Origin of the sequence: Pseudomonas sp. 3MA1 (assembly GCF_029237275.1) — a bacterium.
In the GTDB taxonomy this organism is placed as follows: domain Bacteria; phylum Pseudomonadota; class Gammaproteobacteria; order Pseudomonadales; family Pseudomonadaceae; genus Aquipseudomonas; species Aquipseudomonas fluorescens_AP.
Genome location: NZ_JAACFX010000003.1, coordinates 1 through 20,100 on the forward strand (window position 1 = coordinate 1; position 20,100 = coordinate 20,100).

Consider the following 20,100-nt stretch of genomic DNA (forward strand, 5'->3'; position numbering starts at 1 on the left):
TTGAACTGGTTTGTTACCTATGTGGGTGAGTCATACCGGCAAGCCCTTTTGGTTCCTTTTGTGGCGTTTGACAAAAGGGACTCGCCGTAAGGGCGAAACCCTAAGTGGCCGTGACCGCAGCAACGGATATGTACACCACTCCCCAGCCATAAAGGCAAAACCACCAGCGGCCATAACCGCAGCAACAGATATGTACCCCATCCCACTCGCCGCAACAGCAAAACCCTAAACCGCCCCCCGTCCCCAATGCTACTGTTCCCCCCTTCTTCCCCAAGCTGCGAGCCACCATGTCCATCGTCATCCGCACCCACCCCCGCCTGACCATCGGCGTGCTGATCGGCTGCGCCGTGGGCTTTCTGGCCCCTGCCGAGACCCTGATCAGCAAGATCCTCATCGGCTGGAACGCCGCCGTCTGGACTTACCTGGCGCTGATGTTCTGGCTCACCGTGCGAGCCCGGGCCGATCAGGTCAAACGCATCGCCGAAGCCGAGGACGAAAACGCCGGGCTGGTGCTGTTGATCGTCTGTGTCGCGGCCATCGCCAGTCTGGTGACCATCACCCTGGAACTGGCCGGCAGCAAGGACCTGGACACCACCCGACGCCTGCTGCACTACGCCTTCACCGGTTTCACCGTGATCGGCTCCTGGCTGTTGGTGGGGGTGATTTTCAGCGTGCACTATGCGCGCCTGTACTACACCTGGAACGGCAAGGAACCGGCGCTGCGCTTCGCCGAGGGCCTGACCGATCCGGACTATTGGGACTTTCTGTATTTCTCCTTCACCATCGGCGTCGCGGTGCAGACCTCGGACGTCGGCGTGGCCACTCGCGAGTTGCGGCGGATCGTCCTGGCCCAGTCGCTGATCGGCTTTCTGTTCAATACCGCGATCCTGGGTTTCTCCATCAATATCGCCGCCGGGCTGTTCGGCTGAACCAGTCCAAGACAACTTGAACCCGATCCTGGCCGCTTCGCGGGATCGTCCGTGAGAATCGCGACGGCGTCGTCCGGAATGCCGCATAGCGAGTGCCAGGCTGGGCAACCGCAATTGATCCAATGCGAACGGCCTGCAGCGCCAATCAACTAACATCAGTTGCACTGATCCAACTCCCCAATAAATCGCCCCACCACTTCAAACTCATTTTCAGATTTATCTTAAAGACCCGTCCCCATACTAAAAATAGAATGGCCGGCTTTTAAAACCCTGGGCTTAACCAACTAACCACGTGGCGTTAGTTCCTCGCTTTAAAGTAACTCCCCCTGCTGAACGCCTGAAATTCGCCGACCTCGCCATGCGCAAAAGACCAAAGCACCTGTAATAGAGCTCCCGCACGCCCACCCCATAGACCCTATAGCAATCAGCCACCAGCAAAAGCAGCCTGTAACTTCTACGGGCTGTTGTGTTTTCTGCTTCGTCAAAAAGGTTAAAACGTTGAAATACCCATCCGCAGTAACAGCTATCGCCCTGCTATACAGCGTTGCTTATTCAGCGCAGTCCCATGCACTCACTACCATCGAAAGTATTGATTTAAGTTCTTCAAGTAACGACTACTCCATGGCCCTCGGCGTATCCGCTGACGGTCGTGTAATCGCGGTAAACACAACATCAGACACAAACGAAGATCGCGCCTTCAAATACAGCGATGCGACTGGCATGGTCGATCTGGGCACTTTGGGCGGAGATTATTCCTTGGCCTATGCCATCTCCGCCGACGGCAGTGTGGTCGTGGGAAAAGCGGCTACCCCGGACTCGGCTCATGCCTTCAAGCACTCCGATGCGACCGGCATGATCGATCTGGGCACATTGGGCGGCGCGTCATCCAGCGCCAATGGCGTATCCGCTGACGGCGCCGTGGTGGTTGGCGACTCCTTGAATCTCCAAGGGAGGACTCGTGCCTTCAAACACACGGAGGCGACCGGCATGATCGATCTGGGGACCTTGAAGGCAGACAACAGTGGCGACGCCCTGGCAACTGCGGTGTCCGGTGACGGTAGCGTTGTCGTGGGGCTGGCGGACATCGATTCCGCTTCGAACGTACAACACGCGTTCAAGCACACCGACGCCAACGGCATGACCGACCTGGGCACGCTTGGCGGAACAGCCTCCGGGGCCTGGGGAGTATCCGCCAACGGCCTGGTGGTGGTGGGCAGTTCAGAAACAATCACCGGCGCTACTCAAGCGTTTAAACACACTGACGAGAACGGCATGGTCGGGCTCGGTTCCTGGGGGGGCGACTCCAGTGCTCACGCGGTGTCCGCCGACGGCCGCGTTGTCGTCGGGTTTGCCATCACTGCAGAGGGCGATAGCCACGCCTTCAGACACACCGATGCCGACGGCATGATCGATCTGGGCACGTTGGGCGGCCAACAGTCGGCAGCGACTGCCGTGTCCGCCGACGGCAATATTGCCGTCGGCATGAGCCAAACGGCGAATGGCGCCCTGCACGCCGCGCTGTGGAAGATCACGGAAACCGGCACTCACCTGCTTGATCTGGACAACACCCGGACCGCGATGGCCAAAAGCGCCCATCAGGCATGGGGAGTCCTGGACCTGCGCAGTGCGCAACTGGATCGTTTGATGAGCCAGGAGTGCCAGATCGACAGCGGCGCGTTCTGCATCGGGGTTGGCCCCAGCTACAGCAGAAACCGCGAGACTCGCCAAACCTCCACGAGCCTGACCCTGGGCGCCCGCCCGGGCGAACATCTGCGTCTGGGCATCACCCTGGATCAGAACCTCGATCAACAGTTGCCGGACAACTACACCAAGGCAGGGTCCAGCGCACCCGCAGTGGCGATGTTCGTTGCCGTGGACGAATCGGGCCAGGGCCTGGGTTGGCAGGGGCGTCTGGCGGCGGCCTACCTGTCGTCCAAGGTCGATATCCGCCGTGAACAACTGGCTTATACCGAAGCCGGTAAAGGGCGTTCGAGCCTGCGTGGCAAGGCCTTCAGCATCGAGGGTGGCTATGGCCTGCGGCTCGATAGCCTGACCGTGACCCCTTACATCGGCCTCAGCCAGACTCAAGTCAGCCGCCAAGGCTATAGCGAGCACAGCGGCGCCGTCATGGCGGCCAGCTACGCAAAAATGGCCCGTTCGGTGACCAGCCTGAACGCCGGCGTACGGACCGCCAAGCGCCTGACAAAACAGCTGGAACTCAATGCCAACCTGGGCCTGATCCAGGACCTGAACAAAGACCAGGATGCCTTTCAAGCCCGCATGGATGACTTGGGACGCTATACCTACCAGGCCGATAAACAGCACTACACCCGTTTTGCCGCGAGCACCGGGGCAAGCTACACCTTGGACCAGCACAGCGCCGTGCATGCCGGTGTGTTCTGGACACAGGAACCGGGCGGCAACGACACGACCGGTATTCAAACCGCCTTTACCTATCGGTTCTGATAGCGACCCTGCCCTGTTTCGCGCTATTGCCGATCAGCCCAACCGAGGCTGCACCACACTGCAACACCCCAGCCCTGGCACTACGGCCAACCGCCAGGGCTGTTGCTGATCGCGACCTGGATGAGCCTGCGGGCGTGAAGTGCGCCCGGGCAGTCGCCACAGGGCAAAAGCCGGTCGCCGCAGAGCGTTTCCCGGACCATCAGGGCCACGTAAGGTGGCCAGCACGGCGCAACAAGACGCCGCTCTGAACAACAAGCCACCTGCCGCAAGAGATCCTCTGATGAAAACACCGTTCAAGCGTGGTTTCCTGCTCCTCTGCGCCACTGCACTGCTCAGTGCCTCCACCTGGGCCGCCGAGCCCCCATCCTGCAAGGCCGTGCGCATGGGGGTGGTCAACTGGACCGACGTGATCGCCACCAGCGCCGTGGCCGATGTCCTGCTCAACGGGCTGGGCTACGACAGCAAGCAGACCAGCGCCGTGCAGCAGATCATCTTCGCCGGCATCCGCGACAAGCGCCTGGACATCTTCCTCGGCTACTGGAAGCCGGCCATGGACCAGAACATCGCGCCCTTCCTTGAGGCCGGGCAGGTCAAGGTCATGGACCGGCCCAGCCTCACCGACGCCCAGGCGACCCTGGCGGTGCCGGACTACGTGGCGCAAGCGGGCCTGAAAACCTTCGCCGACATTGCTCGTTTCAAGGACCAGCTGGGGGGCAAGATCTACGGCATCGAGCCCGGCAGCGGCGCCAACACCACCATCAAAACCATGATCGACACCGACCACTTCGGCCTCAAGGGCTTCAAGCTGATCGAATCCGGCGAGGCCGGGATGCTGGCGGCGGTGCAGCGGGCGATCAATCGCAAGGAATTCGTGGTGTTCGTCGGCTGGACCCCGCACCCGATGAACATCAACATGGCCATCACCTACCTCAGCGGCAGCGAAGACGTGTACGGGCCCAACGAGGGGGCGGCCACGGTGTCCACGGTGACCGCGCCGGACTACGCCGAGCGCTGCCCCAATGTGTATCGACTGCTGCAGAACCTGAGCTTCAGCGCGGCCCAGGAAAGCCAGTTGATGGTGCCGATCATGCAGCGCAAGACGCCCCAGGACGTGGCCCGACAGTGGCTGCGCGAATACCCCGAGGACCTGCAGCGCTGGTTGACGGGGGTGACCACCTTCGACGGCGGCGATGGCGTGGCCGCGGTCAAAGCCAACCTATAACCGCCCTCCGTAGGAGCCGGCTTGCCGGCGAAGGAGGCCTCACGGACCTTCGCTGGCAAGACAGTTCCTACCCCTGTGAGGCTATCCATGAGCCATTACCCGCTTTCTGCCGAGCTGGCGGCCTTCGTCCAGCGCACCCTGAGTTACACCAGCACCGACAGCAGCCTCCAGGGACTGCGCGCCAGCTATGAGCGCATGTGCCGGGATTTCACTCCGGCCCATCCGCCCGGCCTCGCCGTGCATCACGGACAACGGGCCCAGGTGCCGCTGCGTTTCTATCACCCGGAGCGCGCCGCCCCGGAATGCGGCTGGCCCTGGCTGCTGTACCTGCACGGCGGTGGCTGGGTGCTGGGCAGCCTGGACTCCCACGATTTCATCACCGCCCATCTGGCCAGCGAACTGCAGGTGCTGGTGATCGCAGTGGATTACCGGCTGGCCCCGGAACACCCGTTCCCGGCCGCCTTCAACGATTGCCTGGCAGTATGGCGCGCCCTGGAACAGGGCCTGGGCCCGGTGCCGCTGGATCGCCGTCGTCGACTGGTGATGGGCGACAGCGCCGGGGGCAATCTGGCCGCGGCCCTGTGCCTGGCCCTGCGCGACGCCGCCGAACCCTTGCCCGCCGCCCAGGTGCTGGTCTACCCCGGGCTGGGTGGCGCGGCCAACCTGCCCTCGCGCAGCCAGTGCGCCGACGCGCCCCTGCTCAGCAGCAGCGACCTGGACTGTTTCCAGGCGCTGTACCTGCCGGAGCCCGAACCCACCTCGCCCTATGCCCGGCCGCTGCTGGCAGAGGATTTGCGTCACCTGCCAGCGGCCTTTATCGCGCAGGCTGAGTTCGACCCCTTGCGCGACGACGGCCAGTGCTATCACCAGCGCCTGTTGCTGGCCGGCGTCGCCAGCCAGCTGTACCCGGGCCTGGGCCTGGTGCATGGCTGCCTGCGGGCCAGGGGACTGGCGGCGGAAGTCGATGCGCTGTATGCCGCCCTGCTGCGCGCCCTGCGCCAGTTCCTTGAGCAGCCCTGAGCCCCTGCCGTTGGTCAGCCACCTGCGGTCCTGATGCAGATTTATCGACGTTGCGCCCTTGACGGCAGAATGGGTTTTGCGGTTTCCTGAAACCGGTTTCAGCGCCATCCTCGGAAAGACTGCAAACCGATCATTCCAAGAATAAGGTCGTCGCCCGTGAATCCGTTTTCCGCCGCCCAGCGCAATCGCGTCACCATGCTCGATGTCGCCCGTCATGCCGGAGTCTCCAAGGCCAGCGTGTCGCGCTTTATCGGCGAAGACCGCGCCCTGCTTTCCGCTGCCACCGCCTTGCGCATCGAGCAAGCCATCAACGCGCTGGGCTACCGCCCGAACCAGATGGCCCGCGGCCTCAAGCGCGGGCGCACGCGGCTGATCGGCATGCTGGTGGCGGATATCCGCAACCCCTATTCGATTGCCGTGATGCACGGCGTGGAAACCGCCTGCCGCCAGCACGGCTACAGCCTGGTGGTGTGCAACACCGACCGCGACGACGAACAGGAAGCCCGGCACCTGGCCAACCTGCGGGCCTACAACATCGAAGGCCTGATCGTGAACACCCTGGGCCACCACCTGGAGCAGTTGCTGGAATTGCAGCAGGAAATGCCCCTGGTGCTGGTGGACCGCAAGCTCGATCCCCTGCACGCCGATCTGGTGGGCCTGGACAACCCGGCGGCGGTGCACAGCGCCATCGACCACCTGGAACACCAGGGCTACCGCGACCTGCTGCTGGTCAGCGAACCCCATGACGGCACCAGCTCGCGGCTCGAACGCAGCGCCGCGTTCCAGGCCGAGATCGCCCGGCGCCCGGCCTTGCGCGGCCAGTCCCTGGAAACCGGCGAGGCCCTGGCCCGTCACCTGAAAGACTTTCTCGACACCCCCGGGCCCGGGCCCAAGGCGCTGTTCTGCGCCAACGGCGTGGCGACCCTGGCGGCGACCCGTGCCCTGCGCGAGTTGCAGTGCCCGCTGTTCGAGGGCGTCGGCCTGATCGCCCTCGACGACCTGGACTGGTACCCCCTGGTGGGCAGCGGCATCACGGCCCTGGCCCAGCCCACCGCCGCCATCGGCGCCAGCGCCTTCCACTGCCTGCTCAAGCGCCTGCAGGGCGACGACGCCGCGCCGCGGGTGGTGGATTTTCCGACGCAATTGATCGTGCGCGGCTCCACCGCGTTGTAACGGCGGGGGCAAGCACCCCGCGGCTTTTTTCGAACAAAAATGAAACCGGTTTCAGAGGTCATAGACATGCAGCGATCCCCCGTTTCCATCAGCCTGTCCAGCTACGGCGCGGACCTTGTGCGCGAGCACGGCCAGGCGCATTTCATCCCCCTGGTGGCCGCCGCTGGCGCGTCCTGCATTGAATGGCGCGAAGAGCTGCTGAGCGACGAAGACCCCGCGCAGCTGGCGCAAAGCGCCGTGGAGCATGGCCTGGAAAGCGTGTATTCCTCGCCCCTGGAGCTGTGGCAGGCCGAGCGCCGCGAACCCAACCTCGAACTCGCCGCCGCCTTGCAACGGGCCCGGGCGTTCGGCGCCCGCGACCTCAAGGTGTCCCTCGGTCACTTCGGCGCGCATCACGACCTGCGCAGCCTCGCCAGCCTGCTGGCGGATCAGCCGGTGCGGCTGCTGGTGGAGAACGACCAGACCGCACACGGTGGCCGCATCGAACCCTTCCAGCGTTTTTTCAGCGCCGTGGAGGCGCTGAACCTGCCGCTGCGCATGACCTTCGATATCGGCAACTGGCAGTGGCAGGCGCAGTCGGCGCTCGATGCCGCGCGCCTGCTGGGCCGGCACGTGGCCTACGTGCACTGCAAGGCCGTGCGCCTGCGCGCCGATGGCAAGCGGGTGGCCGTAGCGCCACAGGCCTCGGAGTTGCAGCAGTGGGAACACCTGCTGCGGCACATGACTCAAGGGCTGACCCGGGCCGTGGAATACCCGCTGCAAGGCGCCGACCTGCTGCAGGTGAGCGCCGAGCAGGTCGGCCTGCTGGCGGGCCTGGGCCAGTCGCGACTGGAGCCTGCCCATGTCTGAGATCGATATTCTGTCCTTCGGTGAAACCATGGCCATGTTCGTCGCCGAACACAGCGGCGACCTGGCCCGGGTCGAACACTTTCACAAGCGCATTGCCGGGGCCGACAGCAACGTCGCCATCGGCCTGTCGCGCCTGGGTTTCAAGGTGGCGTGGCTGAGCCGGGTCGGCAACGATTCCCTCGGGCAGTTCGTGCTCGACACCTTGCAGGCGGAGGGCCTGGACTGCCGCTTCGTGCGCCGCGACCCGCTGCACCCTACCGGCTTTCAGCTCAAGTCCCGGGAAGAAACCGGCGATGACCCGCGGGTCGAGTACTTCCGCCGCAGTTCGGCCGCCAGCCACCTGAGCCTCGACGACCTGGCCCCGGCCCTGCTCCAGGCCCGCCACCTGCACGCCACCGGGATTCCCCCGGCCCTCTCGGACTCGGCCCGGGAGCTGTCCGGCCACCTGATGCGCACCCAGCGCGCCAACGGCCGCAGCGTGTCGTTCGATCCCAATCTGCGCCCGGCCCTGTGGGCCAGCGAAGCGCTGATGATCCGCGAGATCAACCGCCTCGCGGCCCTGGCCCACTGGGTGCTGCCGGGCCTCGGCGAGGGCCGCCTGCTCACCGGCCGTGACGACCCGGCGGACATTGCCGCGTTCTACCTGGACCAGGGCGCCGAAGCCGTGGTGATCAAGCTCGGGGCCCATGGCGCCTACTACCGCACCCATCTGGACGCCGGCTTCGTCGCTGGCGTGCCGGTGCCCCAGGTGGTGGACACCGTCGGCGCCGGCGATGCCTTCGCCGTGGGCCTGATCAGCGCCCTGCTGGAAAGCCGCAGCGTGATCGAAGCGGTGCAGCGGGCCAACTGGATCGGCAGCCGCGCGATACAGAGCCGTGGCGACATGGAAGGCCTGCCCCGACGCCACGAACTGCCGGACCCGGCAGCGCCCCTGAAAACCGCCTGCGCCCTGTAGGCGCCGGCATCGCGCACATGCGAACAAAACCCCAGAACCACCTGTTGCGACAAAAACAACAAGCTCAGGAGAACTTTCATGGACAGCCTCAAACTCGCCGCCCGCCGCTGGTGGTACATCATGCCGATGGTCTTCATCACCTACAGCCTGGCCTACCTGGACCGCGCCAACTATGGCTTTGCCGCCGCCTCGGGGATGGCCGACGACTTGCAGATCACCCCGGGGCTGTCATCGCTGCTGGGGGCGCTGTTCTTCCTCGGCTATTTCTTCTTCCAGGTGCCGGGGGCGATCTACGCGCAAAAACGCAGCGTGAAGAAGCTGATCTTCGTCAGCCTGATCCTCTGGGGCGGCCTGGCCACCCTCACCGGGATCGTCGCCAACGCCTACATGCTGATCGCCATCCGCTTCATGCTCGGGGTGGTGGAAGCGGCGGTGATGCCGGCGATGCTGGTGTACCTGTGCCACTGGTTCACCCGCGCCGAACGCTCCCGGGCCAACACCTTCCTGATCCTCGGCAACCCGGTGACCATGCTCTGGATGTCGGTGGTCTCCGGCTACCTGGTGGAGCACTTCAGCTGGCGCTGGATGTTCATCGTCGAAGGCTTGCCGGCGGTGCTCTGGGCCTTTATCTGGTGGCGCCTGGCCGATGACCGGCCCAGCCAGGCCCAGTGGCTCGGCGCCCAGGAGAAGCAGGACCTGGAAAACGCCCTGGCCGCCGAACAGCAAGGCATCAAGGCGGTGAAGAACTACGCCGAGGCCTTCCGCTCGCCCAAGGTGATCCTCCTCGCGCTGCAGTTTTTCTGCTGGAGCATCGGGGTCTACGGTTTCGTCCTGTGGCTGCCGTCGATCCTCAAGCACGGCGCACAAATGGACATGGTCGAGGCCGGCTGGCTCTCGGCCCTGCCCTACCTGGCGGCGGTGTTCGCCATGCTCGCGGTGTCCTGGGGTTCGGACCGCACCCAGCAGCGCAAGCGCTTCGTCTGGCCGCCGCTGCTGGTGGCGGCCATCGCCTTCTACGCTTCCTACCTGCTGGGGGCCGAGCACTTCTGGTGGTCCTACGGCCTGCTGGTGATCGCCGGGGCCTGCATGTACGCGCCCTATGGGCCGTTCTTCGCCATCGTTCCGGAGATTCTCCCGGCCAACGTGGCCGGCGGCGCCATGGCCCTGATCAACAGCATGGGCGCCCTGGGCTCCTTCGGCGGCTCCTACCTGGTGGGTTACCTGAACAGCAGCACCGGCTCGCCGGGGGCCTCCTACCTGCTGATGAGCGGCGCGCTGCTGCTCTCGGTGCTGCTGACCCTGTTGCTGACACCCGGCGCCGGCGCGCCTCGGGCCAAGGGCCTGCCCCTGCCACGCCGCCTGGCCCACTCCTGAATCGCCACAGAGAACCGTGATGAAAAAACACCTGGTGCTGTACAAGAAACTCTCGCCGTCGCTGATGGCGCGCCTGCAGGAACAGACCGCGGTCACCCTGATCGAAGACCTCGGCCCCAGTGGCCTTGCGGCCCTGCGCCAGGCCCTGCCCAGCGCCGACGGGCTGCTGGGCGCGAGCCTGCGCCTGGACGCCGAACTGCTGGACCTGGCGCCGCGCCTGCAAGCGGTGGCCAGTGTCTCGGTGGGGGTCGACAACTACGACATCGACTACCTGACCCAACGCGGCATCCTGCTCAGCAACACCCCGGACGTGCTCACCGAAACCACCGCCGACACCGGCTTCGCGCTGATCCTGGCCACCGCCCGGCGGGTGGTGGAACTGGCCAACCTGGTGCGCGCCGGGCAATGGCAGCGCAACATCGGTCCGTTGCATTTCGGCAGCGACGTGCACGGCAAGACCCTGGGCATCATCGGCATGGGGCGCATTGGCGAGGCCTTGGCCCAGCGCGGGCATTTCGGCTTCGGCATGCCGCTGATCTACCACAGCAACAGCCCCAAGCCGGCGGTGGAGCAACGCTTCAATGCCCGCTACCGGAGCCTGGAGCAACTGCTGCAAGAGGCCGACTTCATCTGCCTGACCCTGCCCTTGACCGATAAGACCCAGGGGCTGATCGGCCGCCGTGAACTGGCGCTGATGCGCCCGGAAAGCATCTTCATCAATATTTCCCGGGGCAAGGTGGTGGACGAAGCGGCCTTGATCGAAGCCTTGCAGGCGCGACGGATTCGCGGCGCCGGGCTGGACGTGTTCGAGCGCGAACCGCTGGACCCGGACTCGCCGCTGCTGCAACTGCCCAATGTCGTGGCCACCCCGCACATGGGCTCGGCCACCCACGAAACCCGCGAAGCCATGGCCCGCTGCGCGGTGGACAACCTGCTGGCGGCGCTGTCCGGCCAGCGCCCGCCGAACCTGGTCAATAGCGCCGCCTGGAACCTCAGGACACGACAGACCGGCTGACGGATTGACCACGGCGCTGGCTTGCCAGCGAAGGCGTCCACCAGGGCGATGCGAGGCTGATGGCCAATTCGCCGGCAAGCCGGCTCCTACGGGAAGATCGCCCGGGTCAGGGCCAACGGCACGCCGCCTCGCCGGCGTCTACGGCTGGCGGCTTGGCGGGCGGCGTTCGAGGAGTTCGCCGGTGCAAAGGGCAATGCGCCGGCAGGCTTCGGCCAGGCGCTCGCAGTCCAGCACCAGGCCGATGCGGATGTGCCCCGCGGCGCTGGGGCCGAAGGCTTCGCCGGCCAGCACCGAGACGCCGTGGCTCTCCAGCAGGCAGTCGGCGAAGGATTGGGCGTCCAGCCCGGTGCTGCGCACATCCACCATGACGAACATGCCGCCGTCCGGGCGGATCGGGGTCAGGCCCGGGCACTGGCCCAGCAGCGAACACACCAGATCCCGGCGGCGCCGGTACTCTTCGCGCATCTGCGCCACTTCCGGCAGCTCGCGGTCCAGGGCGACCACCGCGGCGTTCTGCACAAAATCCGGCAGGCCGTAGAGCATGCACAGGGACAGGTTGCCCAGGTGCCCGGCCAGGGTCGGCGGGGCAATCACCCAGCCCACCCGCCAGCCGCTCATGGCGTGGGACTTGGACAGGCTGTTGATGGTGGCGGTGCGCTCGCCCATGCGCGGCAGGCTGCCCGGGCTGAAGTGCCGGCCCTCGTACAGCAGGTCGCAATACACCTCATCGGAAATCAGCCACAAGTCATGGGCAAAGCACAGCCGCGCCAGGGCTTGCCAGTCGTCCAGGGACAGGCTGGCGCCCGAGGGGTTGTTGGGGCTGTTGAGCAGCATGGCCCGGGTGCGCGGGGTGATCCGCGCCGCCACGTCCCGCGGGTCGACGCGAAAGCCCTGCTCGGCGCGCACCGGCACCGGCACGATGCGCGCTGCGCAGGCACCGAACACGCCTTCGTAGGTGACGTACATGGGCTCGGCCACCAGCACCTCGTCCCCCGGATCGAGCAGGCACTGGGCCACGGAGAACACCGCGCATTGCGCCCCGGGCAGGACCACCACGTGTTCGGCGTCGACGATCTGTCCGCTGCGCTGCTGGTGGTGCCGGGCAATGCAGCGGCGCAGCGCCAGATTGCCGCGCACGTCCGAATAGTGGGTGTCCCCGGCCAGCAGGCTGTCGATCGCCGCCTGGACCACCGGCCTGGGGGTGTCGAAATCCGGGTCGCCGACGGTCAGCAGCAACACGTCCCGGCCTTGCTCACGCAGGGCCAGGGCCCGGTAATGGATGTTCCAGGCCGCGGAACCTTCACCGGCGATCCGTTGGGTCAGGGCTGAGTAGCGCATCGCTTTCTCCATGAAAGATGCCTCAGGCAAAACCCTAGGTGCTGCCGGGGCGCTCGTCGAGCGTCCGGCACCACCGTTGGTGCTCCTAGATCACGAAACGCCCCACCAGGGTGTTGAGGTCCACCGCCAAGCGCGACAGCTCGTGGCTGGCGGCGCTGGTCTGGTCGGCACCGGCCGCCGACTGGGTGGCCAGGTCACGGATGTTGATCAGGTTGCGGTCCACTTCACGGGACACCTGGGCCTGCTCTTCCGAGGCGCTGGCGATCACCAGGTTGCGCTCGTTGATCTGATGGATGGACTGGGCGATCTGCTCCAGGGATTCGCCGGCGGCGCGGGCCAGTTGCAGGGTGCTCTGGGTGCGCTGGTTGCTCTGCTGCATGGACTCCACGGCCTCGCCGGTGCCGTTCTGGATGCCGGCCACCATCTTCTCGATTTCCTGGGTCGACTGGGCGGTGCGATGGGCCAGGGCCCGCACCTCGTCGGCCACCACGGCAAAGCCGCGCCCGGCCTCGCCGGCCCGGGCCGCCTCGATGGCGGCGTTGAGCGCCAGCAGGTTGGTCTGCTCGGCGATGGCGCGGATCACGTCCAGCACCTTGCCGATGTCCCGGCCCTGGGTCGCCAGCCCTTCGATCATCACCGAGGTGCTTTGCACGTCCTGGGCCATGGTCTGGATCGCCTCGACGGTCTGCACCACCCGGTCACGGCCTTCGCGGGCCGTCTGGGTCGACTGCTGGGAAGCCTCGGACGTGGACACCGCGTTGCGCGCCACCTCCTCCACCGCCGCGGTCATTTCATTGACCGCGGTGGCCGCTTGCTCGATCTCGGTGTTCTGCTGCTGCACCCCGCGGGAGGCTTCTTCGGTGACCGCGCTGAGTTCTTCCGAGGCCGAGGCCAGCTGGGTCGCCGAGCCGGCGATCTGTTCGATGGTCCGGCGCAGGCTGGCCTGCATCTCGGACAAGGCGCGCAGCAGTCGCGCCGGTTCGTCCTTGCCGTCGACCTCGATGACCTGCCGCAGGTCGCCCCCGGCGATGACCTGGGCGGCGCTCAGCGCCTTGTTCAGGGGAGTGACGATGCTGCGGGTCAGCAACAGCGCCAGGACGATGGTCAGCAAGGCGGCGATCACCGCGACGATGACGATCCCGGTAATGGCCCCGCTGTAGTGCTCGCCGGCGGCCTGGGAAGCGCTCCTGGCGCCGGCGGCGTTGATGGCGATGAGTTTGTTCAACTGCTCGCCCATCTGGTCGGTGCCGTCCTTGATCCGGGTGTTGATCAGGTTGCGCAGCTCATCCAGTTTGTCCTGGCGCGACAGTTCGAGCATTTCCTTCTGCGCCTGCAGGTAGTTTTCCAGGGTCAGGGCGAAGGTTTTGTAGAGGTCGGCCTCCTCCCCAACCATGGGCAGCGCCGCGTAACCGGACTGGGCCTGCCGGACCTTGTCCACCAGCACACCGATGCGCGTCTGGGCTTCGGCCAGGCCCGCCGGATCGCGGTTGACCAGCACCCGGAACGAAAGAATCCGCAGGCGCAGCACGTTCTCGGTGAGGTTGCCGAGAAAACCGACGCTGGGCAGCTGGTTGCTTTCCATGTCGAGCGACGCCTCACGGATGATCGACATGCGATTGACTGCAAACACCCCCAGCACCACGACCAGCAGGGCAATGAAGGCAAAACCGAGAAAAGCACGAGGGGCGATATTCAGGTTACGCAGGGACATAGGGCGACTCTCGAAGGAGAACGGGGCGGCGTGCATCCATGCCATTGACCGTCTGGCGCATCAGGGGCTGCACCGACAGGGGCACCACGCACGCAAAACCCGTGGGCCTGTATGAGATATCGGCCGAACTTGAGCTTTTATACGGCTGATTCGCAAAAATATTTCTGAATGTGACAAGTGTTTCAAGCCTGATACAGCTGCGCTGGAAGTGAATCGATAAAGCAGCCAAGGGCCAGTATCGAATGCCTCGCGCCTGGCGCCTTGGTGCCATGGAAAGTGCAAGTCATTCGCCGGAAAAGCCATTTTTTCAGGGTCGGCGCCTGCCCATCATGGGCCCAGTCCATAACAACAACGCAGAGACTGGATATGAAACCTGAAGACTTTCGTGCCGCAACCCACCGCCCGCTGACCGGTGCCGAATACCTGGCCAGCCTGCGCGATGACCGTGAAATCTACATCTATGGCGACCGGGTCAAGGACGTCACCAGCCACCCGGCCTTCCGCAATTCGGCGGCTTCCATGGCCCGCCTGTACGACGCCCTGCACGACCCGGCCACCCAGTCACAACTGTGCTGGGACACCGACACCGGCAACGGCGGCTACACCCACAAATTCTTCCGCTCGGCGAAAAGCCCCGATGAACTGCGCCAGCAGCGCGACGCCATCGCCGACTGGTCGCGCCTGACCTATGGCTGGATGGGCCGCAGCCCCGACTACAAGGCCGCCTTCGGCAGCGCCCTGGGGGCCAACCCGGAGTTCTACGGGCGCTTCGCCGACAACGCCCGCACCTGGTACAAGCGCATCCAGGAAGCCTGCCTGTACCTCAACCACGCCATCGTCAATCCGCCCATCGACCGCGACAAACCGGTGGATCAGGTCAAGGACGTGTTCATCTCGGTGGACCAGGAAGTCGAGGGCGGGATCATCGTCAGCGGCGCCAAGGTGGTGGCCACCAACTCGGCCCTGACCCACTACAACTTCGTCGGCCAGGGCTCGGCCCAACTGTTGGGCGACAACACCGACTTCGCCCTGATGTTCATCGCCCCGATGAACACCCGCGGCATGAAGCTGATCTGCCGCCCGTCCTACGAACTGCAGGCCGGCATGACCGGCTCGCCCTTCGACTACCCGCTGTCCAGCCGCTTCGACGAGAACGACGCGATCCTGATCATGGACAAGGTGTTCATCCCCTGGGAGAACGTGCTGATCTACCGCGACTTCGAGCGCTGCCGCCAGTGGTTCCCGCAAGGCGGTTTCGGCCGCCTGTTCCCGATGCAGGGCTGCACCCGGCTGGCGGTCAAGCTCGATTTCATCACCGGTCTGCTGGTCAAGGCGTTGCAATGCACCGGCTCCCTGGAGTTTCGCGGGGTCCAGGCCCAGGTCGGCGAAGTGGTGGCCTGGCGCAACCTGTTCTGGTCGCTGACCGACGCCATGCACGGCAACGCCAGCGAATGGATGAACGGCGTCTACCTGCCCAGCACCCAGGCCCTGCAAGCCTACCGGGTGCTGGCGCCCCAGGCCTACACCGACATCAAGAAGATCATCGAGCAGGTGGTGGCCAGCGGCCTGATCTACCTGCCGTCCGGCTCCCGCGACCTCAAGGACCCGGTGCTCAACCAGTACCTCAGTACCTACTGCCGGGGTTCCGCTGGCATGGACCACGAAGAGCGGATCAAGATCCTCAAATTGCTCTGGGACGCCATCGGCACCGAGTTCGGTGGCCGCCACGAGCTGTACGAGATCAACTACGCCGGCAGCCAGGACGAGATCCGCATGCAGTGCCTGCGCCACGCCCAGGCCAGCGGCTCGATGAAGGCCATGACCGACCTGGTGGACCGGTGCCTGGGCGACTACGACCTCGACGGCTGGACCGTGCCGCACCTGAGCAACCCCGACGACATCAACATGCTGGACCGCATCCGCCAATAGCCACGAAGCCAGCGTGTGTAGGAACTAGCTCATGTAGGAGCTGGCTTGTGTAGGAGCTGGCTTGCCAGCGAAGACGCCCGCCAGGGCACCACAAGCCTCCAGGCCCGCTTCGCCGGCAAGCCGGCTCCTAAAGGCCAAGCCCGCCGTCAGCCCCGCGTTGGCAGCCAGACACCCGGCTGCCCTGCGTCCACGAGGAATTCGTCATGCCTGTACTCGATCCCAAGCAACTTGCCTTTCGCAACGCCATGGCGCACATGACCGCTGCGGTCAACGTCATCACCAGCAACGGCCCCGCCGGGCGTTGCGGCATCACCGCCACCGCGGTCTGCTCGGTCACCGACAGCCCGCCGACCCTGATGGTCTGCGTCAACCGCAACAGCGCCCTGAACCCGGTGTTCAAGGGCAACGGCCAGCTGTGCATCAACGTCCTCGGCGGCGAGCACGAAGACGTCGCCCGGCATTTTGCCGGCATGACCGGGGTGGCCATGGACCAGCGCTTCGGCCTGCACCCCTGGCGCGACGGCCGGCAGGCCCTGCCGGTGCTGGAAGACGCCCTGGCCAGCCTCCAGGGGCGCATCACCGAGGTCCAGGAAATCGGCACCCACTCGGTGATGCTGGTGGAACTGGATGAAATCAGCGTGCGCGAGCAAGGCGACTCGCTGGTGTATTTCAGCCGCTGTTTCCACCGTTTGCAGCACCCCTGCCCGGCGGCCTGAGCGCCGCCCCCCTTCCTCGCTTGTCCCGGCCTGGTTGCACCCTCTGCCTCCAGGCCATGGGCCACCTCCTGCATCTGTAGGATGGCGGTGGCCGCCCCAGCCATCGATACTCGCACCAGGCCCTGCCCACGTCCCCCAGGCGTACGGTCCTCAACCCCTTCCGTGACGAAAACAATAACAACGTCGCACAGAGGTACAGACCCATGAACCGACCCGATCAGGCTCCGGCCAGTCTGTTGCAGGCCTTCAGCGAGCTGACCCTGGACCTGCAGCAACTGGCGCAGCACAAGGACATCGAAAGCCTTCACCCCCATGCCCTGGCGCGCATCGGCAGACTCTTGCCCTTCGACAGCGCCTGGTGGGGCCGCGCCGCCCTGGTGGACGGCCTGCCGGACGAGCACAGCTGCTACCTGTACCGCCTGCCGCCGAGCTACCTGACGGACTGGCAATCGATCCGCCACACCGATGTCACCGTGCGCCGGGTGCACGAGGTGCCGGGACGGGCAGTGATCGTCGACATGACCGATCCGGACAACGGCCCGGGCCTCAACTGGCTGGGCCGCCAGTACCAGATCGGCGAACTGCTGTGCGTGGTGCACATCGACCCTCATACCCAACTGAGCAACCACCTGGCGCTGTACCGCGCCCCGGGCGCGCCGCGTTTCACCCAGGACGACTGCCACCTGCTGAACAACCTGATGCTGCACCTGGTGGCGGCGGTGTCGGCCAATCAGATCCGCACCCTGGTGGCGATGCGCGAACAGCTCAGTCGCCCGCGCAACCTGGCCCTGGCGGTGTGCGATCAGCGTGGGGTGCTGCAGTGCGCCGAACGGGGATTTGTCGACCTGCTGCTCAATGAATGGCCACGGTGGAACGGCCCGCAACTGCCCATGGCCCTGGACAGCAACGGTTTCGAGGGCAAGCGCCTGCAGATCGACTGCTCGGCCGTGGGCGACCTGTACCTGCTGGCGGCCCGCAGCCGCGCCCTGCTGCCCAAGCTCAGCCCCCGGGAAAACGCCGTCGCCCAGGGCTTCGGCGACGGCAAGACCTACAAGGAAGTGGCCCGGGAGCTGGGCATGTCGCCCAACACCGTGCGCCACCACATCCGCGCCATCTACAGCAAGCTCGGAGTCAAGGACAAGGCGCGCATCGCCCAGTTGCTCCACGCCCCGCCCGACTGATCCAGACCGTTAATCCGCACTGACTTGCGCCGTCGCGTTTGACGGCCACGGGCAGCCTTTGCCTGTTTTTTGCCCCACTGCCGCGTGCCGGCGAGCCGTTCGCCGAATAACAACACCTACAAGAGACGCACCGACCATGACAAGGATTCCGACCCGTACCGCCCTGGCCCTGGCTGGCTGCCTGGCCAGCCTGTCGCTCAACGCCGCGGACCTCAACGCCCGCGACTTCTTCGCCGCCCCCGCGGGCACCAGCCTCGGCGTGCTCTACCTGCCCGCCACCCGCGCCGGCGATTTCCACGGCCCGGCCGACAGCAGCGGCAAGGCCGATCTGCGGATCAACGCCATGGCCTACCGCCAGGTGTTCTTCAGCGACCTGTGCGGCACCCTGTGCACCCCGCAGTTCATCGTGCCCTTCGCCGACATCAGCGCCCGCTTGCCCGGCGCCGAGCGCCGCAGCGGCGAAAGCGGCTTCGGCGATCCCCAGGTGGGCGGCACGCTGTTCTTCATCAACCAGCCAGAAACCCGCACCTACAGCGGCCTGCTGACCCTGGTCACGCTGCCGCTGGGCGAGTACCACGGGCGCAACCCGGACGTGTCCCCCGGGGCCAACCGCTGGGGCACGACCTTTGTCTACAACTACACCCAGGGCCTGGGGCAGAAATGGGTGCTGGAGGCCAACCTCGAAGCCCAGCTCTATGGCACCAACGACGACTATTTCGGCAGCGACCTGAAGCAGGACCCGCTCTATCGCCTGCAGGCCTTCGCCTCCTACGACTTCACCCCCTCGACCTACGGCGCCCTGCGCCTCATCCACGCCGATGGCGGCGAACTGCGGATCAACGACCGGCGCATCGACGACACCCACAAGCGCTACACCCAGGTCGGCTTCGAGCTCGGGCACTGGCTGGACAAGCAGAACCAGCTGCTGTTCAGCCTGTCGCAGAACGTCGCCACCGAGAACGGTTTTGCCGGCACCGACGCCCTGCTGCGCCTGGTCCACGTGTTCTGAACCCCTTGCCTGCGGAGCCTGTCCATGAACACCCGGAACCCCACCTTGAGCGTCACCTCACACCTGTGTCACCCGTCTCTGGGGCTGCTGGCGGCCATCGTGCTGTTCGCCGCCATCACCCCCGCGGTGCTGCTGACGGCCCCGGCCATTGCCGCGCAACTGGCCAGTCAATGGCAGTTGAGTCCCACCCAGATCGGCGACCTGTTTTCCGCCGAGCTGGGGGCCATGAGCCTGGCCACGCTGCCGGCCATCTGGTGGCTGAAACACATCGACTGGCGCCGCGCCGCCCTGTGCAGCGCCCTGCTGTTCATCGTCGCCAACCTGCTGTCGATGCTGGCCCACGACTATTCGCTGCTGCTGATGGCGCGCTTTGGCAGCGCCCTGGCCGGCGGCTCGCTGATGATCATCTGCCTGGCCAGCGCCGCCGCCAGCCCCACGCCCAGCCGTGCCTACGGTTTCTGGGTGATGGGCCAACTGGTGCTGGGGGCCATCGGCCTGAGCCTGCTGCCCATGCTCTTCCAACGCTTCGGCCTGGGCGCCTGCTACCTGATCCTGGCGCTGCTGATGACCCTGTGCCTGCCCCTGGTCCGCTGCTTTCCGGCGGGGGCCACGCGCCCGGGCGCCGACGCGCCGCCGGCTCCGGCGATCTCCCGGCTCAAGGCGGGGCTGGGGATCCTCGGCATCCTCACCTTCTACATCAGCCTCAGCGGGGTCTGGACCTTTATCGGCGCCATCGGCAGCCAGTCCGGCCTCTCGGCCCAGACCTCTGGCGACATCCTGGCCATCGCCACCCTGATGGGCATCGTCGGGGCGCTGTGCGCCACCCTGTTCGGCGACCGCCTGCCCCGCAGCGCCCTGCTCCTGCTGGGCTACGGCCTGATGGCAGGCTCGGTGCTGCTGCTTCTGGACCAGCCGCAACTGGCGCGTTTCGCCCTGGCGGCGCTGGTGTTCAAGTTCACCTGGACCTTCATCCTGCCGCTGATCCTGGCGCGCATGGCCGAGATGGATCGCAGCGGCCGGCTGATGAATGCCTCCAACCTGGTGATCAGTGCCGGCCTGGCCATAGGCCCGAGCCTCGCCGGGCGCCTGATCGAAAGCAGCGGCGGCTTCCAGGGCCTGTTGCTGGGGGGCGCGGTGGTCACCCTGGTTTCCCTGGCGCTGGTGCTCGGTTGCCGTCCCGCGCCCTAGCCAGCCCCGGGCAGCCAGGGCTTGC

16 protein-coding genes are annotated in these 20,100 nt (G+C 65.8%); 14 read left to right on the forward strand and 2 right to left on the reverse strand.

The window, feature by feature from the left end:
* Positions 1-287 precede the first annotated feature (287 nt).
* The 9 genes from GWQ44_RS08925 (at position 288) to GWQ44_RS08965 (ending at position 11,003) form a co-directional block, all read left to right on the forward strand.
* A complete protein-coding gene (locus tag GWQ44_RS08925; protein ID WP_275927069.1) occupies positions 288-929 on the forward strand; it encodes a DUF1345 domain-containing protein in 642 nt (213 codons plus the stop codon).
* A gap of 621 nt (positions 930-1,550) precedes the next feature.
* Positions 1,551-3,395, forward strand: coding sequence for an HAF repeat-containing protein (locus GWQ44_RS08930; RefSeq protein ID WP_275927070.1), 1,845 nt, complete (start codon positions 1,551-1,553; stop codon positions 3,393-3,395).
* Positions 3,396-3,675: 280 nt separating this feature from the next.
* Positions 3,676-4,617, forward strand: a complete 942-nt coding sequence (locus GWQ44_RS08935) for a choline ABC transporter substrate-binding protein (protein ID WP_275927071.1) — start codon at positions 3,676-3,678, stop codon at positions 4,615-4,617.
* An 87-nt stretch (positions 4,618-4,704) separates the two neighbouring features.
* On the forward strand, positions 4,705-5,637 hold the full coding sequence (locus GWQ44_RS08940) for an alpha/beta hydrolase (RefSeq protein WP_275927072.1): 933 nt from the start codon (positions 4,705-4,707) through the stop codon (positions 5,635-5,637).
* 156 nt (positions 5,638-5,793) lie between these two features.
* Complete coding sequence (locus tag GWQ44_RS08945) at positions 5,794-6,810, forward strand: LacI family DNA-binding transcriptional regulator (protein WP_275927073.1); 1,017 nt, start codon at positions 5,794-5,796, stop codon at positions 6,808-6,810.
* A gap of 66 nt (positions 6,811-6,876) precedes the next feature.
* The gene (locus GWQ44_RS08950) at positions 6,877-7,659 is read left to right on the forward strand and encodes a TIM barrel protein (RefSeq protein ID WP_275927074.1); all 783 of its coding nucleotides are present in this window, start codon (positions 6,877-6,879) and stop codon (positions 7,657-7,659) included.
* Positions 7,652-8,614 (forward strand): sugar kinase, encoded by a 963-nt coding sequence (locus GWQ44_RS08955; RefSeq protein WP_275927075.1) that lies wholly within the window; start codon positions 7,652-7,654, stop codon positions 8,612-8,614. The genes GWQ44_RS08950 and GWQ44_RS08955 overlap by 8 nt, the downstream gene beginning before the upstream one ends.
* A 78-nt stretch (positions 8,615-8,692) precedes the next feature.
* The gene (locus GWQ44_RS08960; RefSeq protein WP_275927076.1) at positions 8,693-9,988 is read left to right on the forward strand and encodes an MFS transporter; all 1,296 of its coding nucleotides are present in this window, start codon (positions 8,693-8,695) and stop codon (positions 9,986-9,988) included.
* Positions 9,989-10,007: 19 nt separating this feature from the next.
* Complete coding sequence (locus tag GWQ44_RS08965; RefSeq protein ID WP_275927077.1) at positions 10,008-11,003, forward strand: D-glycerate dehydrogenase; 996 nt, start codon at positions 10,008-10,010, stop codon at positions 11,001-11,003.
* A gap of 138 nt (positions 11,004-11,141) precedes the next feature.
* Here the strand turns inward: GWQ44_RS08965 and GWQ44_RS08970 are convergent, their stop codons facing one another.
* Together GWQ44_RS08970 and GWQ44_RS08975 are read right to left on the reverse strand one after the other, a co-directional pair.
* The gene (locus GWQ44_RS08970) at positions 11,142-12,341 is read right to left on the reverse strand and encodes an aminotransferase class I/II-fold pyridoxal phosphate-dependent enzyme (protein WP_275927078.1); all 1,200 of its coding nucleotides are present in this window, start codon (positions 12,339-12,341) and stop codon (positions 11,142-11,144) included.
* Positions 12,342-12,426: 85 nt separating this feature from the next.
* Positions 12,427-14,052, reverse strand: coding sequence for a methyl-accepting chemotaxis protein (locus GWQ44_RS08975; protein ID WP_103741159.1), 1,626 nt, complete (start codon positions 14,050-14,052; stop codon positions 12,427-12,429).
* Positions 14,053-14,418: 366 nt separating this feature from the next.
* On the opposite strand from GWQ44_RS08975, the gene hpaB reads away from it, so the two are divergent.
* From hpaB to GWQ44_RS09000, 5 genes are all read left to right on the forward strand, one after another.
* Positions 14,419-15,981 carry a 4-hydroxyphenylacetate 3-monooxygenase, oxygenase component gene (gene hpaB, locus GWQ44_RS08980; RefSeq protein ID WP_275927079.1) on the forward strand — a complete coding sequence of 521 codons (1,563 nt, stop codon included), beginning with the start codon at positions 14,419-14,421 and terminating at the stop codon, positions 15,979-15,981.
* 203 nt (positions 15,982-16,184) lie between these two features.
* A complete protein-coding gene (gene hpaC / locus GWQ44_RS08985) occupies positions 16,185-16,697 on the forward strand; it encodes a 4-hydroxyphenylacetate 3-monooxygenase, reductase component (RefSeq protein WP_042941747.1) in 513 nt (170 codons plus the stop codon).
* A gap of 203 nt (positions 16,698-16,900) precedes the next feature.
* The gene (locus GWQ44_RS08990) at positions 16,901-17,878 is read left to right on the forward strand and encodes a helix-turn-helix transcriptional regulator (protein ID WP_047304791.1); all 978 of its coding nucleotides are present in this window, start codon (positions 16,901-16,903) and stop codon (positions 17,876-17,878) included.
* A 136-nt stretch (positions 17,879-18,014) separates the two neighbouring features.
* The gene (locus GWQ44_RS08995; protein WP_275927080.1) at positions 18,015-18,887 is read left to right on the forward strand and encodes a transporter; all 873 of its coding nucleotides are present in this window, start codon (positions 18,015-18,017) and stop codon (positions 18,885-18,887) included.
* Positions 18,888-18,911: 24 nt separating this feature from the next.
* A complete protein-coding gene (locus tag GWQ44_RS09000) occupies positions 18,912-20,075 on the forward strand; it encodes an MFS transporter (protein WP_275927081.1) in 1,164 nt (387 codons plus the stop codon).
* The last annotated feature ends 25 nt before the right edge of the window (positions 20,076-20,100 follow it).